The 16434-nt window shown below is 69.1% G+C and carries 12 protein-coding genes; 6 read left to right on the top strand and 6 right to left on the bottom strand.

The features are described from left to right. Positions 1-61: 61 nt before the first annotated feature. The gene (eccCa, locus tag K7C20_RS26995) at positions 62-4018 is read left to right on the top strand and encodes a type VII secretion protein EccCa (RefSeq protein ID WP_222892666.1); all 3957 of its coding nucleotides are present in this window, start codon (positions 62-64) and stop codon (positions 4016-4018) included. 147 nt (positions 4019-4165) lie between these two features. Here the strand turns inward: eccCa and K7C20_RS26990 are convergent, their stop codons facing one another. Then, positions 4166-4945, bottom strand: coding sequence for a WXG100 family type VII secretion target (locus tag K7C20_RS26990; protein ID WP_053210085.1), 780 nt, complete (start codon positions 4943-4945; stop codon positions 4166-4168). Continuing rightward, positions 4942-5250, bottom strand: coding sequence for a hypothetical protein (locus K7C20_RS26985; protein ID WP_030080351.1), 309 nt, complete (start codon positions 5248-5250; stop codon positions 4942-4944). The genes K7C20_RS26990 and K7C20_RS26985 overlap by 4 nt, the downstream gene beginning before the upstream one ends. Positions 5251-5488: 238 nt before the next feature. Between K7C20_RS26985 and K7C20_RS26980 the strand changes: the two genes are divergently transcribed. The 3 genes from K7C20_RS26980 to K7C20_RS26970 all read left to right on the top strand — a co-directional run bounded on the left by K7C20_RS26980 (position 5489) and on the right by K7C20_RS26970 (position 9855). Beyond that, positions 5489-5896 carry a hypothetical protein gene (locus K7C20_RS26980; protein ID WP_030080349.1) on the top strand — a complete coding sequence of 136 codons (408 nt, stop codon included), beginning with the start codon at positions 5489-5491 and terminating at the stop codon, positions 5894-5896. A gap of 396 nt (positions 5897-6292) precedes the next feature. Continuing rightward, positions 6293-8527: an ATP-binding protein gene (locus K7C20_RS26975; protein WP_245171687.1), complete on the top strand. Its 2235-nt coding sequence runs from the start codon at positions 6293-6295 to the stop codon at positions 8525-8527. Further along, a complete protein-coding gene (locus K7C20_RS26970) occupies positions 8524-9855 on the top strand; it encodes an SUKH-4 family immunity protein (protein ID WP_030080345.1) in 1332 nt (443 codons plus the stop codon). Before K7C20_RS26975 ends, K7C20_RS26970 begins: the two co-directional genes overlap by 4 nt. A gap of 227 nt (positions 9856-10082) precedes the next feature. Here the strand turns inward: K7C20_RS26970 and K7C20_RS26965 are convergent, their stop codons facing one another. Then, on the bottom strand, positions 10083-10382 hold the full coding sequence (locus K7C20_RS26965; protein ID WP_030080343.1) for a hypothetical protein: 300 nt from the start codon (positions 10380-10382) through the stop codon (positions 10083-10085). 622 nt (positions 10383-11004) lie between these two features. Here K7C20_RS26965 and K7C20_RS26960 point away from each other — a divergent pair. Further along, positions 11005-11334, top strand: a complete 330-nt coding sequence (locus K7C20_RS26960; RefSeq protein ID WP_030080342.1) for a WXG100 family type VII secretion target — start codon at positions 11005-11007, stop codon at positions 11332-11334. Positions 11335-11569: 235 nt separating this feature from the next. Continuing rightward, positions 11570-12562 carry a WXG100-like domain-containing protein gene (locus K7C20_RS26955; protein ID WP_245171684.1) on the top strand — a complete coding sequence of 331 codons (993 nt, stop codon included), beginning with the start codon at positions 11570-11572 and terminating at the stop codon, positions 12560-12562. Positions 12563-12949: 387 nt separating this feature from the next. Here K7C20_RS26955 and K7C20_RS26950 read toward each other — a convergent pair whose 3' ends face one another. The 3 genes from K7C20_RS26950 to K7C20_RS26940 all read right to left on the bottom strand — a co-directional run bounded on the left by K7C20_RS26950 (position 12950) and on the right by K7C20_RS26940 (position 16433). Beyond that, positions 12950-14311 carry a S8 family serine peptidase gene (locus K7C20_RS26950; protein WP_030080340.1) on the bottom strand — a complete coding sequence of 454 codons (1362 nt, stop codon included), beginning with the start codon at positions 14309-14311 and terminating at the stop codon, positions 12950-12952. A gap of 98 nt (positions 14312-14409) precedes the next feature. Next, positions 14410-16056: a hypothetical protein gene (locus tag K7C20_RS26945; RefSeq protein WP_048829309.1), complete on the bottom strand. Its 1647-nt coding sequence runs from the start codon at positions 16054-16056 to the stop codon at positions 14410-14412. Positions 16057-16118: 62 nt separating this feature from the next. Continuing rightward, complete coding sequence (locus K7C20_RS26940) at positions 16119-16433, bottom strand: hypothetical protein (RefSeq protein ID WP_030080337.1); 315 nt, start codon at positions 16431-16433, stop codon at positions 16119-16121. Between the last annotated feature and the right edge of the window lies 1 nt (position 16434).

Genomic DNA, 16434 nt, shown 5'->3' with positions numbered 1-16434 from the left:
GACCGTCGAATCCAACGGGGGCGGTCCGAGACTGCGAGATGCATGAAGGACTGATGCCTCGGTGAGCGTTGTCATCGTCAAGCGCCCGCCCCGCGCGCTGCCACCCGAAGTCCCCTCGGAGGAGGTGACACTCGAGGCACCTCCGGAGCTTCCGCGTGAGGGCGAATCAGAGAACATGCTGATGACCCTTATGCCCATGATGGGCATGGCGTCCTCGGCGGGATTCTTGTTCATGGGCAATCAGCCGTTCATGAAAATCATGGGCGGCTTTATGGTGGCGTCCACTCTGGCAATGGCGATCGTGCAGATCGTCAAGGCCCGCCAAGGGCCTTCCGGGCAAATGCTCCAAGAGCGCCAGGATTACCTCAAGTACCTTACGCAGAAGCGAAAAGAGGTACGCCGGACCGCGCGCAAGCAGCGGGACGCGCAGTTGTTCACCCACCCCGACCCGAGCCAGTTGTGGTCGATCGTGGCCGAGGGCAAACGCGTATGGGAACGCCGGACGACCGATCCGGACTTCGGGCAGGTACGGCTGGGGCTCGGGCCGCAGCAGCTGGCCACTCCCCTGCGGGCCCCGGAGACGGCTCCGGTCGACGAGCTGGAGCCGCTCACCGCGCATGCGATGAAGGAGTTCCTCGACAAGCACGGGCAGTTGGACGATCTGCCGCTCGCGGTCTCGCTGCGCGCCTTCTACCACCTGACCGTCTCGGGTGACCCGGACACGGTCTACGGCGCCTCGCGCGCCATCATCGCCCAGCTGTGCACGATGCACTCGCCCGAGGACCTGGTGGTGGCGGTCGTCGCCGCGCCGGGTGCGCAGGCGGAGTGGGAGTGGACCAAGTGGCTCCCGCAGGTGCAGGACAAGACCACGGACGGCGCGGGCACCCGCCGGCTGGTCGTCGGCGACCTCGGTGAGATCGAGGAGCTGCTGGCGGACGAGCTGGAGGGCCGCGGGCGGTTCAACCCGCAGGGCACTCCGGTGACCGACACCCCGCATGTGGTGATCGTGCTGGACGGCGGCGAGGTCCCGATGGACTCGGTGATCGCCGGGGCCGAGGGCCTTCAGGGCGTCACCATCCTGGAGGTCGTACCGGGCGACCTGGACGAGATCCGGGGCGGTCTGGCCGTGCAGGTGTGGCCGGGCAAGCTGGTGCTGGAGTCGGCCAGCGGCGCGGTCTACCACGGTGTCTGCGACACCCTGTCGATCCCCGAGTCGGAGTCGCTGGCACGTCAGCTGGCCCCGCTGCGGGCGGGCTCCGGCGCCGACGGCGAGGAGCCGCTGCTGTCGAACCTGGACTTCACCGATCTGCTGAACCTCGGTGACGCCGGTTCCGTCGATGTGTCGCGTACGTGGCGGCCGCGCACGCTCCACGAGCGGCTGCGGGTGCCGATCGGTGTCGACAAGGACGGCCAGCCCGTCATGCTCGACATCAAGGAGGCCTCGCAGGAGGGCATGGGCCCGCACGGCCTGTGTGTCGGTGCGACCGGTTCCGGTAAGTCCGAGGTGCTGCGCACCCTGGTGCTGGCGCTCGCGGTCACCCACTCCTCGGAGACCCTCAACTTCATCCTTGCGGACTTCAAGGGTGGCGCCACCTTCACCGGTATGTCGGAGATGCCGCACGTCGCGGCCGTCATCACCAACCTCGGTGAGGACGTCACCCTCATCGACCGCATGCGCGACTCCATCACCGGTGAACTCCAGCGCCGTCAGGAGCTGCTGCGCTCGGCGGGCAACTACGCCAACATCACCGACTACGAGAAGGCGCGTGCCGCGGGTGCCCCCCTGGACCCGCTGCCGTCGCTGGTGATGGTGCTCGACGAGTTCTCCGAACTGCTGACCGCCAAGCCCGACTTCATCGACATGTTCATCCAGATCGGCCGTATCGGCCGGTCGATGGGTGTGCACATGCTGCTCGCCTCGCAGCGCCTGGAAGAGGGCAAGCTGCGCGGTCTGGACACCTTCCTGTCCTACCGGCTGGGTCTGCGGACCTTCTCCGCGGCCGAGTCGCGGACCGCCATCGGTGTGCCGGACGCCTACCACCTGCCCAACGTCCCCGGTTCCGGCATCCTCAAGTACGACACCGAGACCATGGTCCAGTTCAAGGCCGCGTACGTCTCGGGCCCGTACCGCGGCCCCGGCGCCGGCGGCGGCCCCGGCGGCAGCCGGACGAACCGGCTGCCGGTGCCGTTCACGGCGGCCCCGGTCGTCGAGCAGATCATCGAGGACCCGACGCCGGTCGTGCAGGCCGAGCCGGAGCAGGACGACGCGCTCGCCGACACCGTGCTCGACGTCATCGTCCAGCGCATGCAGGGCCAGGGCCCGCCGGCGCACCAGGTGTGGCTGCCGCCGCTGGACGAGCCGCCCACGGTCAACCAGCTGCTGCCGACGCTCGCGGTCACGCCCGAACGGGGCGTGCACGCACCGGAGTACACCGCGCTCGGCAAGCTCGTGGTGCCGGTCGCGCTGGTGGACAAGCCGTTCGAGCAGCGGCGTGACGTGATGTACCTGGACTTCTCCGCCGGCGCCGGTCACGGTCTGGTCGTGGGTGGTCCGCAGTCCGGCAAGTCCACGCTCATCCGGTCCGCCATCGCCGCGTTCGCGCTCACCCACACGCCGTCCGAGGTGCAGTTCTACTGCCTCGACTTCGGTGGCGGCGGCATGCTCGCCATGGAGGGCCTGCCGCACGTCGGCGGTGTCGCCTCGCGTCTGGACGCCGAGAAGGTGCGCCGTACGGTCGCCGAGGTCGTCGGCATCCTCAACGAGCGCGAGGAGTTCTTCCGCTCCAACAACATCGACTCGATCGGGACCTACCGCCAGCGGCGGGCCGCGGGCGCCTTCCCCGACCAGAAGTGGGGCGACGTCTTCCTGGTCATCGACGGCTGGGGCACCTTCAAGACCGACTACGAGCAGCTCGACCCGGTGATCCTGGACATCGCCGGCCGGGGTCTCGGTTTCGGTGTCCACCTCATCCTCGCGGGTTCGCGCTACACCGAGGTACGGCCCGCGCTGCGTGACCAGCTCCTCAACCGCGTCGAGCTGCGCCTGGGCGACCCGATGGAGTCGGAGTTCGACCGCAAGCGCGCGGAGAACGTCCCGATGGGCAAGCCGGGCCGCGGTATGTCCCCCGACAAGCTCGACTTCCTGGCGGCACTGCCGCGCCTGGACGGGATGGCCGACCCGGAGACGCTCAGCGAGGGCATGGCGAACCTGGTGGAGACGGTCAGCGAGCACTGGCAGGGCGAGCCGGCCCCCAAGGTGCGGATGCTGCCGACGATGCTGTACGCCAACGAGCTGCCCAAGGGCAACGACTACCCGGAGCACGGGATCGCGATCGGTGTCGACGAGACCACGCTGTCGCCGGCGTTCATCGACTTCGAGACCGACCCGCTGCTGGTCATCTACGGCGAGAGCGAGTCCGGCAAGTCCTCGCTGCTGCGCCTGCTGACCAAGCAGATCGCCGAGCGGTACCCCTCCGACAAGGCGCTGATGGTGGTCTCCGACTACCGTCGCGCGCTGCTCGGCGAGGTCCCCGAGAGCCACCTGTACAAGTACTGCGCCGCAGGGCCGCAGTTGCAGGAGGTCATCACCGGTCTGGCCGGTTCGCTGGGCCGGCGGATGCCGGGCCCGGACGTCACGCCGGAGCAGCTGCGCAACCGCAGCTGGTACGACCTGCCGGACGCGTTCGTGATCGTGGACGACTACGACCTGGTGGCGACCAGCAGCGGCAACCCGCTCCAGCCGCTGCTGGAGTACCTGCCGTTCGCCCGTGACCTGGGTCTGCGCCTGATCATCGCGCGCAGCTCCTCGGGCGCCGGACGCTCGTCGTTCGAGCCGGTGATGCAGCGTACGAAGGAGCTCGGCGCACAGGGCCTGATCCTGTCCGCCGACAAGGCCGAGGGTCCGCTGATGGGCAACGTCAAGGGCCAGACGCTGACGCCCGGACGGGCGACGTTCATCACGCGCAAGCGCGGTGCGCAGCTGGTCCAGACGGGCTGGCTGCCGGCGAGCGGCCGCTGACCGGCCGCACGCGCCAACGGCGGTGGGGCGTCCCTCCTGGGAGGGGCGCCCCACCGCCGTTTCGTCTGTGCGGCCGGTACGTCAGCGCCGGTGCCGCGGGCTGCGGGCTGCGGGCTGCGGGCTGCGGGCTGCGGGCTGCGGGCTGCGTCAGCCGAAGGCGCCGTGCTGGGTGACGTCCGGGCCGGCCCGGCCGGGAGCCTCGCCGTCGGGCGCCGGGGTGCCCTTGGGCGCGGCGTCATGGGGCGCGGCGTCGTTGGCCGTGGCGGCATTGGCCGTGGCGGCAGGGGTGGCGGGCTTCGCGGCCGTCCCCTTCTTCTCCTGCCCGGCCTTCGGGGTCCGCTCCTCGCCGGGGGCCGGTTCCGCGTCGGCCGGCCGGCTCCGTACGCCCTTGGCTATGCCCTCGCCGCCGCGCGTCTTGGCCTCGCCGTCCTGCGCCGGTCCGAACGGGTCGGGCCCCGCCGCGGCCGTGGAGGTGTCCCACTGGTGACGTACGGCCGGCCCCCGCGACTGGCCGCCGCCCCCGCCGCCGCGCTTGCCGAACGCGCCGCCGAGGCCGTTGGCGAGCTGGCCGAGCGCCATGAAGCCATAGGCGATCTCGGGGCCGGACGACGACTGTGCGGGTGCGGAGTGGTTCACCGGCGGCGCGCCGTGGTGGTCCTCGCCGCCCTTGTCCTCGGCGGGCGCGGCTGCCGCGTTCTCCAGGTCGGCGGCGGCCAGTTCGAAGACCGGCAGCGACTCGTCGACGGACCGCTTGAGGCGGTGCCACTCCCCCGCGAACGCCTCGCCGGCCGGGCCGTGCCAGTTGGCCGAGGTGGCCGTGCCGACGTGCCGGTCCAGATCGCGGACGAGACCGTCGAGGTGCTTGCCCATCTCCCGCCAGCCGGCCGCCGCTTCGTGCAGGGCCTCCGGGTTGCCTCGCTCGCTCACTTGACGCTCCGGATCATCTCGGCCAGCTCTTCCTCGGCCGCCTGCGCATTCGCGACGGTCTCCTTGATCCCCCCGCCGACCTCGGCCAGGCGCTGCTGAAGCTGGACGAGCGCGTGCTCGGCCTGCTCGTACAGCTCGCGGTACGGCCGGGCCGCCTCGTCGCTGCCGAACCCGTCCCGCAGGGCCTCGGCGTCCGCCCGCCTTCTGAATGCGGCCAGCTGCCGGCTCAGTTCTTCCGCGCGCGTCTCGAAGGTCGCACCGAGCGTGTGCAACTCCTCGGTACTGAGCCGGACTTCCTCGGACATCATTTCTCCCCGAATTGAATGACGACTACCTGCCGGCATCGCCTCAGGTCTAGCACACCCGCAATAGGCCCGAAGCCGTCCGCGGAGCGGATGGGCGAGGGACCGCGGAATACCTGTGGAGCAATATCCGGCAATACCGACAACCCCCGCCTTGACGCCCCGTTCACACCCGTCATTACACTCAGGACGCCGGTGCCGCACACGCGGTTGCTGTGCCATCACGTTCAAGGGGGCAGACATGAGCAATGAGCGGCAGATCCAGGACGAGGACCTGATGGACGTCGCCCAGGATCCGGAGCAGGCACACCGGCTGCGCAAGGCGCTGAAGGTCCTGGCGGACAACCCCAATGTCGGCGGCAAACTCCAGGAAATGGCCAAGGAGGTGCTCTCCGGGCGTATCGGCATGAAGGACGCCATCGAGACGCCCGGCTACATGGACGCGCTGGGCGACCGGATGAACCAGATCCGGCGGGCCGCGGAGAACCAGACCATGGCCGAGCGCGAGGAGTCCCGCGAGAAGTTCGCCGCGTGGCAGAAGGAGCAGGAAGCCAAGGAGGACGAGGAGCGCGCCGAGCGCGACGGTCCGACGGGCAACATCGTGAGCACCCCGCGCCGCGGCGGCCGGGGCGGCGGGCACCGGGGCTGACCGGGGCACCGCGCGAGCGGTCCGCGGTGACCGGCCGGCCGCCCGGCAGTTGCCCGGCGTCCCGCCACTCTTTCCGCTCGCCGAAATCCGTTCAAAAAGGCGGAGAACCGATACGGAAGAAAGCAGATCGGCCGCCGGAACCATCGGCAGATCTGCTTTCCTTCCGCACAAGGTGATCTCGAATTCTCCACATCGGGCCCCAGGGGCAACTCACTTCACGCTCGCTCCGCCCTTCCTCCCGTGCGACCGCCCGCACACCGGCCCCGGCCTGCCTGTTCCAGTTCCGGCACAGCCTCCCCCGCGCCATGCCCCGCGTGCGGCCCGGATCATAGGATCGAGGCGGTACACGCAGAATCCACAAAGGTGGAGGCGGGATTGATGGGGGACGAGGAAGCCATGAGCGCCTCAGACGAAGGAAATGCCGCGGCGGCCGGATATGCACCGCATCCGTACGTCGGCGGGCGCACCGCCGCGCTCCGCGCACTGGCGGCCTGGCGTATGCGGTGGCCCGGTGCGCCGCGTGTCATCGTGCTCACCGGAAACCCGGGCAGTGGACGTTCACGCCTGCTCACCGGCTTCCTGATGATGTGCGATCCCGGCTACCGCAAGCAGTTGCCGCTGGACGACCTGGACCCGGCGACGGTGCCCCCGGACCTCCCGGCGCCCGCCGTTCCGAGCCCGGCGGGGCGCACCGCGGCGCAGCTGTTGTGGCTCATCTCCGACCATTTCGGGCTGAACGCGGACCGCACCGACGACATTTTCACCGAACTCGCCACTCGTGAAGAGCCGGTGACCATCGTGGTCCCGGATGTCGATCAGGCCGGTCCGGTACGCGCCGCGGACGAGCCGGCCCGCGTCGTACAGGACGTGCTCAAGCCGCTCGCCGCCACCGAAACGGTTCAGCTGCTCGCCGATGTGCCGCGCGAACTGGCCGCGGGGCTGGCCGGGGCGCTGCCGCGCGGCCAGGTGCAGGTCATCGATCTCGACGAGGCCGAGTGGGCCGACCCCAAGGGCCTGGTGCTGCACGCCGAGACCGCGCTCACCCCCGATGCCGGGGCACCGGAACTCCCCTACACCACCGACCCGTCCGCGCGCCGTGCGCTCGCCGAGGCCATCGCCGCGCGCGCCAACGGCAACCGCCTGACCGTCCAGCTCGCCGTGCAGTCGCTGCTGATGCAGCCCGAGGGCTTCGACCCGGCGGACGCCTCTCTGCTGCCCGGCAGCGTCGGCGAGGCGCTCGATCTGCATGCGCGCCGGCTGGGTGCCGAGCCGCAGACCCTGCGGCTGCTGCTGGCACCGCTCGCGTTCGCCGAGGGCGAGGGGCTGCCCGTCCAGCTGTGGGGTGCGCTGGCGAACGCCGTCGCCGGCCGGGACATGAGCCAGGATCTCGCCGACGGCATGCTCCTGGCCGCGCCGTTCATCCAGCCGGTCGAGGCCTCCCCGGACGACGACGAGGACGCCGACGCGGACGGGACAGCGGACGAGGCCGCGGACGACAGCGGCACAGGACCCGCCGCCGGCCGTACCCTGCTGCGTCTGATGCACCCGGGGCTCGCCGAAGAGATCCGTTCCGCTCTGCCGGATACCCGGGACGCCCAGACCAAGATCGCCATGGCGCTGCTGGAAGCGGTGCCCCAGCAGGACTGGTCCAAGGCCGATCCGTACATCCGCGACCACCTGGCGGGGCACACCCTCGACGCCGGCCTGCTCCCCCAACTCCTCACCGACCCCGGCCTGTTCGCCCACGCCGACCCGGTGACGATGCGGGCCGCCATCGAGGCCGTACCGTTCGAGCAGCTGGGCGCGCCGGCCCGTACGTATCTGCGCACCGCCCCGCTGCTCACCCGCTCGCAGGCGCCGGCCGATCTGCGGGCGGCGTTCCTGGAGTCCGCGTTCGTCGAGGACGGACTGGCGCCGTACGCGGAGGCCCTGCACACGCTCGGCTTCACGCTGCCGTGGCGCACGCTGTGGAGCGTGCCGCTGGTGGGCGTCCGCGCCGTGACGACGGGTTCCCTGCCCCCCAAGGGCGGAGACGGCGCGACGGCGGACGCGGCCGGGGGACCGGACGGCACGACGGCGGCCCAGGCCCCGGACGGGACAACGGCCCAGGTCCCGGACGGCGCGACGCCCGGTTCCGTACAGCCCGGCGAGCCGGTACCGGCATCCGGCACCACCGCCCCCCGCCCCGTCGCCGCCTTCATCGTCCCCGAGGGCACCCCTGGTTCCCGTACGGTGCCCCGCCCGGACGGCGACGACTCCGAGGGCGACGGCCGGGCCCTGCTCGTCCACGATCTGCTGCGTCCCGAGTATGTCGACGCCGACCCGGCACAGGTGCAGCTGCCGTCCGAACAGGCGCAGGCGGCGGCTCCCTTCGGGCTCAGCCGCGGCGCCGACTATCTGCGGGTGTGGGCCCGCGCGAGCCAGGAGGTGGTGGCCGCGCTGCTCTCCGACACCCCGTTCACCGGCGCCGACCTCTCCCCCGACGGTGTGCTGGTCGTCGCCACCGCGCGCGGTGTGACCGCCCGGCAGATCCTCGCCACGCCTCCCCCGGCCACTCCCACCGTGCCGGCCCAGCGCATCGGCACCGCTGACTCCGACGCTTCCGACGGCCTCGAAGGAGACCACTCGTGATCACCCAGGCGCAGGCACATGCCACCGCCGCCCGCTGGCTCAACCCCGAGGGCCATCAGGGCCCGCCGCGCGAGGTGGCCATGCAGGAGTTCGACCTCGGCTGGGTGGTGTGGGCCGTACCGCCGCCCCCGGAGGTCGACCCCCGGACCGGGCAGCGGCGCCCGCCCGCCGAGGTCGGGGCCGCCTGTGGTGTGGTCGACCGGGCCTCCGGCGAGCTGACGGTGTGGCCGTCCGTACCGGTCGACGAGGTCGTGCGGATGTACCGGCAGAAGCACGGCGCCGGAGCCGGCGCGGCCCCGGCGGCACCCGCCGAGCGGCCGGTCACCGGCCCCGGCAACACCGCCGTCGCGACCTACAACGACCCGTCGACCGGCGAGGAGACCAGCCTCGCGCGGGTGTCGGGGCCCGGACAGCCGCCCGCCGAGTACCAGCTCCACGACGAGCTTCGGCGGCTGGGCGTGAACCCCGCGGACGTCCGCGCGGTCCACACCGACCTGCGGTCGGCCCTGCTGCCCGGCGGCTACCCCGGCGACTTCATCCTCCGCACCTTCTCGAACGCCACGTTCTCCTGCACCGAGGGCTACGGCATGCGCCCCGAGGAGCGCACCGAGGGCATCGCCGGGCTGGTGCGGCACGTGGAGATGATGCACCAGCTGGCGGGCCGGCCGGCGCCGCCGCGACCGCACCGTCTGCCGGTGCCGCAGCAGGTCGAGCCCGCGCCGCAGATGCGGGACGTGGCGCTCGGGAAGCACCTCGTGGAGGTCCTCGGGCCGCAGGGCGTCAGCCGCCCGGACGCCGACGATCTCGCCGCGACCCAGCTGCCCGAGGCCACGAGGAACACCCTGATCTGGGCGGGGCTGCCGGCCGAGGTGCCGTTCTTCTTCCACGCCGACCGGCCCGACGCGCCACCGGCCGGCGGCCTGTTCACGGACGTGGCGACCTCTCTGCGCGCGACCGGCACCGAAGCCCGCGAAGAGACGCTCACCACCCTCGCCGGCTACGTCCGGCTCGGCACGGACGGTCTCTACACAGTCGCCGTCCAGTGCACCGCTCCGGAGCAGAACCAGAGCCTCGTCGGCACCGTCTGGGCGGTCCAGCCGTCCTCCGGCGGCGGCCGCTTCGTCAACCGCACGCTCTCCGCATACCTGCGCTCGCTCGCACTGCTGGTCACCACCCGCCGGCAGATGCAGGGCATAGACCCGTACGCGGCAGGCGCGGCGGTCGCCGCCTTCCAGGAGCAGATCGCGGCGATCGACTCGTGGGCGCTGGACGACGACGGCAACTGGTGGTCGCTGGTCATCGAGCAGATGTGGCACGGGTTGTTCTGACGGGCCGGGCCGGGGGACTTCTCGAGAGGGGAGGGGCCCGGGAGGGGCTTCTCGGGGCTCCGGGGGCGGGTTCGCGAGTGCGCACGGTCAGCTCCCGGGCCGCCCTTGATCCGGCCCGGGGGACGGGTTCGCAAGTGCGGGCTCAACTCCCAGGGCCGCCCTTGATCCGGGCCCGGGGCCGCTGCCGTACGAGCCCCACGGGGTGGTGCGCCCCGCCCTCACCACCCTCAGGGCAGCAGCAGCCAGTCCGCGGCCAGCGCGGCCGCCAGGCCGATGCCCAACAACCAGGTGCCGAGCCGGGTACGCCCGTTCCGGCTGAGTTCGATCACCACGCCACAGAGCACCAGCGCGGCTCCGTACACCCCGACCACCAGCACCGACGTACGCGACGCCAGGCGCACCACGAGCACCCCCGCCATCGCGGCCATCAGCACCGAGGCCAGGACGATGCGTATTCGCCGGGCCTGACGAGGCGTCAGCCCCACGGGGCTCTCGGCGAGGGACTCTTCATTGCCGGGTACGTCCATGAGCGGGAATGCTACGGGACCAGTGATCGCCACTCCGCCCCGCTCCCCCGGTAGGGCCACCACAACTCCGCCCCGTCCGAGCCCGTTCGGCTACCTCGCACCTCCCCGGGAACCCCACGACGGTACGGCCGACCACACGGGCAGCAGCACCACACACCCGGTCGAACCACTCGCTTCCGCAACCCTCGCCGGCCACGGGTCGCTGCATCCACGACCTCAACCTGCCACGACCGTCAACATGCCACGCCCACCCCTGCGAGCCATTCCCTGACGCACGCGATTGACGCCGCAGACACCCGCCATTGCTCGCACAGCCACCTACCGGCAACCAGCGGAGGACGACCCCGCCCCCATAATTGACCAATGACGTACCAATATTTAACCTGCCCTTTCAGCACGTCGGCCGTGGACCCTCACTCGCCCTCCCACTCCCTCCCCCACCGGATTCACCCATGCCACAGACGGGTCAATTCCACAGAATCCGCACGCAATTGAGTCTCAGAATTCCCACGCTCCCTCCACACATCTCGCCTTGACATGCTTGCGCTCAGATCGCCTAGTGTGTGGGATCGTTAAGAACGCGAGAAGTATCTGCGCGGCACACCGCATAACGGGGGCAAGGGTGGCAGGCAAGGCATTTGACGTCGATCCGGATGTGCTGCGCACACAGGGCAACGCATTCGTCCACATCGGCAGCGACTTCTCCAAGGCGTCGAAGAAGCTTCAGGACGATCTTGAAGGCCTCGGCAGCCCCTGGGAAAACTGCGACTTCGGCGACATCTTCGAAACGATCTACACGCCCATCAGGGACGGCATGTTCGAGTCGATGGACTCCCTGGGCGAGCGCCTCGAAGGCATCGGCGACAAGCTGCAGAACATGGCCGGTTCGTACACCGAATCCGACGAGCAGGGCATCCACACCATCAGCGCGGTCGGCCGCCCGGCAATCTGACGCCGGCCCGCCGCACGGGCACCCGGGCGCACCTGTCATGCGCCCGGGACCGCCGCTCCCGTAAGGCGGCACCCGAGCGCTTTCCGCGAGCTGTCCGCAGCTGAATTCCCGCCGTCACCACCCACGCCACCGCCACCCTTTTCTTCACCACCACCATTCCACTCCGCAATCGGCTACAACTGCACGGGGGACGATCGCTGTGTCATTGACGCTGCCAAGCGAGGTAGCTTGGGTCTTGGACCTCCTCGGCTACAACTGGCCGGATGCCGACGAGGACAAGCTCCACGAATGCGCGCAGGCCTGGCGCAACTTCGCCGAGTCGGTCAATCAAGCGTCCTCCCAGGGCTCTTCGGCGGCCAATGAAGTCGTTTCCGCCAACTCCGGCGAGGCGATCGAAGGCTTTTCGAACGAATGGGGTTCCTTCTCCGGCGGCGGGGACAGCGGGGACAACTACCTCCGCGACGCCGCCGCGGCGGCTGAAGTCATCGCCCTCGCCTTCGACGCGGCCGCCATCGCCGTTCTCGCCGGCAAGATCGCCGTTATCGTCCAGCTCGTCATCCTGGCCGCCGAGATCATCGCGGCCCAGGCCGCCGCGCCCTTCACGCTCGGCCTGTCCGAGATCGGTGCAGCAGGCGCCACCCAGGCGACCCGCGTGATGGTCCGCCAAATCCTCGACAAGATCAAACGCGAGGTCATGGAGGCGGCCACCAAGGCCATGGAACACGCCACCATGGACGCCATCAAGAAGATGGCGAAGAAGGCCGTCTCCAAGGAAGCCCGCAAGATCGCGGCGGACTACGTGAAGAAGACGGTCAAGGAGACCGTCAAGGACAAGGTCATCGACCAGGCGAAGGAAATCGCCAAGGACAAGATCGTCGAAGAGGGCAAGGCAAAGGCCCAAGAAGCCGCCACGGAGATGGCCCAGAACGTCGCCCAGCAGCGCATCGAAAGCCACTTCGGCGCCCGCGACGGAATCGACTGGGGCGAAACCGCCGACATCGGCAAGGAAAAGGCCGGCGAATACGTCGACGGCATCAAGGAAGGCGCCCAGGAGTACAAGGACGGCGTCACCAGCCTGGCCGACCCCACCACCTACATCGACCACGCCAAGGAAGACCTCACCAACCGAGGCCTCGACCACGCACAGCGCCACGCCGACCGCCACACGGGCGGCGCGGCCACCCGCCACCAGGACGTAACGGACGAGGTGCGGTCGGTGTTCGGCTGAGGGTCGTCACGGGGAGCGTCTGAGGCTCACATGCCGACGACACGGCTGAGCGACGAGCGCCCGGAACGCAACCAAGTTCCGGGGGTATGCGAAGGCCCCCGCCAGGGTCCAACACTGGTGTGGGCGGTCATGCGTGTATCGCATGCCTGCGTCATAACTGGGGGCCAAGAACGACCCCTGGGGCACCACGAATTCAGCCGAATTAAACACTTGGGTCCGCAGCCTGATGGCTGCGGACCCAAGGAGACTATGGCGATTGGCGCCGACGAGCTACGCGCCATCCTCAACCATCAGGGATCGGAACGTTCTATCTGAGACAGCCCAGTCGGAAACTGACTGGTTCACGTACTCAATTCCGGCTGAGGCACAATTTTTTACAGCAGGCCGTCACTGGCCCGGGGGCTGGGTGGGCGGCGCGGGCGGGAACGCACCCGGAGCGCTGGGCTGCTGCTGATACGGCCCGGGCTGCTGGTACGGCCCCGGCTGCTGGTAGGGACCCTGCTGCTGCGGCGGGAACCCAGGACCGCCGGGGCCGCCAAAGCTACCAGGACCGCCGGGGGGCGGGCCGTTGCGGCCGTTCTTCTTCTGCCGGACCACGACGATGACGATGACCGCGACAACGGCCAGGACACCGACCCCGATGCCCACGATGGCACCCATGCCGAGTCCGTCGTTCTGCTCGCCGGCCTGGTCGCCACCGGTGCCCGATGCGCCGGGAGCGGACGCTCCACCAGCGGCCGGAGCCGTCTCGGCCTTAGGGGTCTTCAGCGGACCATTCTTGGAGCCGGCCGGGATGTTCTGCGTCAGCGCGCGCAAGGGCCGGATGAAGCCGTACCCGTAGTGCGGGTCCGGAAGCTTCATGTCTTCCTGCCCGGGCGGCAGACCAGCGGTCTTCACGAGCCGATTGGCGACCTGACCGGCGGTGAGGTTGGGGAACTTGGAGCGGAGGAGGGCTGCGGCGCCTGAGACGTAGGCTGCTGAGTCAGAGGTGCCGTTTGCCCTCCGATACGGCTTTGAGGCCGCCGCAGATCGAATGAGCGTGCCCGGTGCCGTGAGCATCGTCTGCGGACCATAATTCGACTCCGCCCATACCTGCCCACCCTGGTCCACTGCACCAACAGCGACTACCCCTGGGAAAGAAGTCAATTGATCAAGCTTGCCAACTCCGTCGTTGCCTGTCGCAACGACAAGGAAGACGTTCTTCTTGACCGCGTTAACAAGGGCCTGCTTATCTTCTGCTGTCAGGGTGTCCTGGCCGAATGACATGTTGATAACAGACGCGCCGTTATCGACAGCATAATTCACTGCCTCCGCCAGGCCACCTGAATTCGGGGCTGAAATCGTATCCCCGGAAGGGATGCCTACTGGCAAAATCTTGGCACTCGGAGCTAGCCCCTTGACGCCTTCTGCATTGCCTGCGCCGTGCCCATGGCCAGCAATGATAGAAGCCATCGCCGTGCCGTGATCATCCTGATCCTCTTGGTTGGCAGGCCCGCCGTTTTCAACGTCCTTCCCTGGCAGTACGTTGCCCCTCAAGTCAGGGTGATCACCGTTAACAGGATCATCGATCACTGCGACCGTGACGCCCTTGCCTGTCGAGACCTTCCACACACTTTCGGCGTCAAACGACTTCAACGGCCATTGATCATCTCTGATCTGGTCCGCAGAAGCAGCCGAAGCGGAGCCGAAGAGCAGTGCTCCCGCCACCACCACGCCGCCAACTGCACGCAGCGTCCGCGTAAAGCTCATGCCGTTACACCTCTCCCTAACAGGGGGCGGGCCCGCAGTCCGGGGACTGCGGGCCCCACTTCGATTCCGCTGTGTGTCGAAACTAGCCCGACAAGGTTCTACTCGATGACCTTGGGCGCCACGTTACGCTCCGGCGTCCAGGTCTCCTCATCTTCTACCAGGTAGTCGGGACGCTGTCCGTTCTCGCTGCCCTTGTCCTTACCCTTTGCCCCGTGAGCACCATGCGCACCGGCCATGCCCGCCGGGCGACGACCGCCTGTTGCCCCGGATTGTGTACCGCCACGGCTGCGGTGCAGACCGGATCCTCCCTGCCCTGCGGCTCCGGTCTTGCCACCCTTGCCGCCGACGAGACCGCCCTTCTGCCGTGCCATCGCGCCGCCCTTGCCGCCGGCGCCCTTGGCGCCAGCGCCCTTGGCTCCGCCACCAGCGGCACCGCCCATCCCGGGCATGCCGGCACGGCCGCCGCGTGCGCCTGCTCCAGCGCCGGCGCCACCCGTACGACCGGTGGCGCCGCCGACCATTCCTGGCATACCGCCGCCAGCAATGCCCGACCCCGAGCCTCCGCCAGAGCCCAGACCGCCGGTGCCCACGCCTCCACCGACACCGCCGCCGGCACCGCCACCACCAATTCCGCCGGTGCCAGAGCCGCCGCCAGCTCCGATGCCGCCTCCTGAGAGGCCGTCAAGTCCCGTCCCGATGTGAGGTGCAGGGCTCTTGGGGATACTGCCGACCCCGCCGTCAATACCGTGCGGACGCGGCGATTCCAGTGGTTGCGGGGTCGTGTATCCACCACCCTTGACCCCCGGAATGTTCGGCGTCGTGCCGCCCTTCGGCCCGGACGGCGCCGGGCCATACGGGGCGATTGGGGGGATAGCGCCGCCCCCACCGTCGTAGTCGGGAACCTCATCGTCTCGTAGGTCCCGCCCACCAGAGAGCGGCGGCTTCCCGATGGCCGTGACCCCCGCCCGATAGGTCGTAGCCAGCTGCTCCATGTAGTGAGCAGCCTGGAGCTCACGTTCCCGGTCGATCGACAGGCTTCCACGGTTCTTGTTGACGGCATCGAAGATGCTCATCTTCGGGTTGGCGAGGTCAGCGTTCAGCTGGGTGTCATCCCGACCGTCGCCCCCGGTCATCCCACCGATAAGGCCGCCGACCACGGCACCCCCGCCACCCGGCAGGATGGCATTCCCGATAGCCGCGCCCTTACCGGCCCCCGAACTCAATCCGTCGGCAGCCCGGTCCTTGATGCGCTCCAGCTCGCTGGGTTCTTCAACGTCCGCGACCGCCTTCTTGACGTCCGCCAGATGCTCGCTGATCTGGTGAAGGACGTAGCCGGTGTTGTGCGGGTAGGCAGCAAGTTTCGCGAAGTTGTTGCTGATCTTCTGCGCCGCAGTCGCGAACTGTTCCGCGGAGTGTCCGTGCCAGGTCTCCAGAACCTTGGTCACGGCATCATCGAATTTCTTCTTGATGCCGTCATTCCAGTCCTGGGCGTTCCAGCCGTGACCGCCGCCCACCAGCTTGATGCGAACAAGCTTCCAGCCCTCGGCGACATTGCCGACTTCGCCCGGGTTGGAGCCCTCGACCATCTGCTTGACCTGGTTCAGCCTCAGCTTGGTGAACTGAGGGCGGCTCTGGCCAATTTCGTAGCTTTGCTCTTGCGCCGCACCCGAACCTGAGGGCGCCGGGTCAGCGTTCTTCGGTACGTGGACCTCGGCGGGCTTGAACTTACCGTCATTCGATGCCATCTACTGTCCCCCACTCCGTCATCGAACTTGCTCTCTCTGTCACTGCAATCCGCCCGCTGACGTCAACTCATGCTGACGGTGTTGTCGGCCTCGGCGTCCTGATATGCGCCCCTGACCTTGGACGACTTCTTCCCGAAGCGATCGACCAGGCCCTCGACCATCTCCATCAGTCGTTCGATATCGCCCTTCATGGCGTCGTGAGCCTGGTACAGCTGACCTTCCTCGGCGAACCCGTGCCCCAGGGTGCCCTTCGCCAGGTAGGTGCTGTTCTTGGCCGTGCTCTTCGAGTCACCCATCATCTGGAGGACGTGGTTGAGCTCCTTGACCACCTGGTCCAACGCGTCCAGATCGACGCCGTACTCGTCTTTACCACCCATG

Source organism: Streptomyces decoyicus (genome assembly GCF_019880305.1).
GTDB classification, from domain to species: Bacteria; Actinomycetota; Actinomycetes; order Streptomycetales; family Streptomycetaceae; genus Streptomyces; species Streptomyces decoyicus.
Note: the sequence above shows the minus strand (reverse complement) of the source record. Positions and strands in the feature narration are given on the sequence as shown.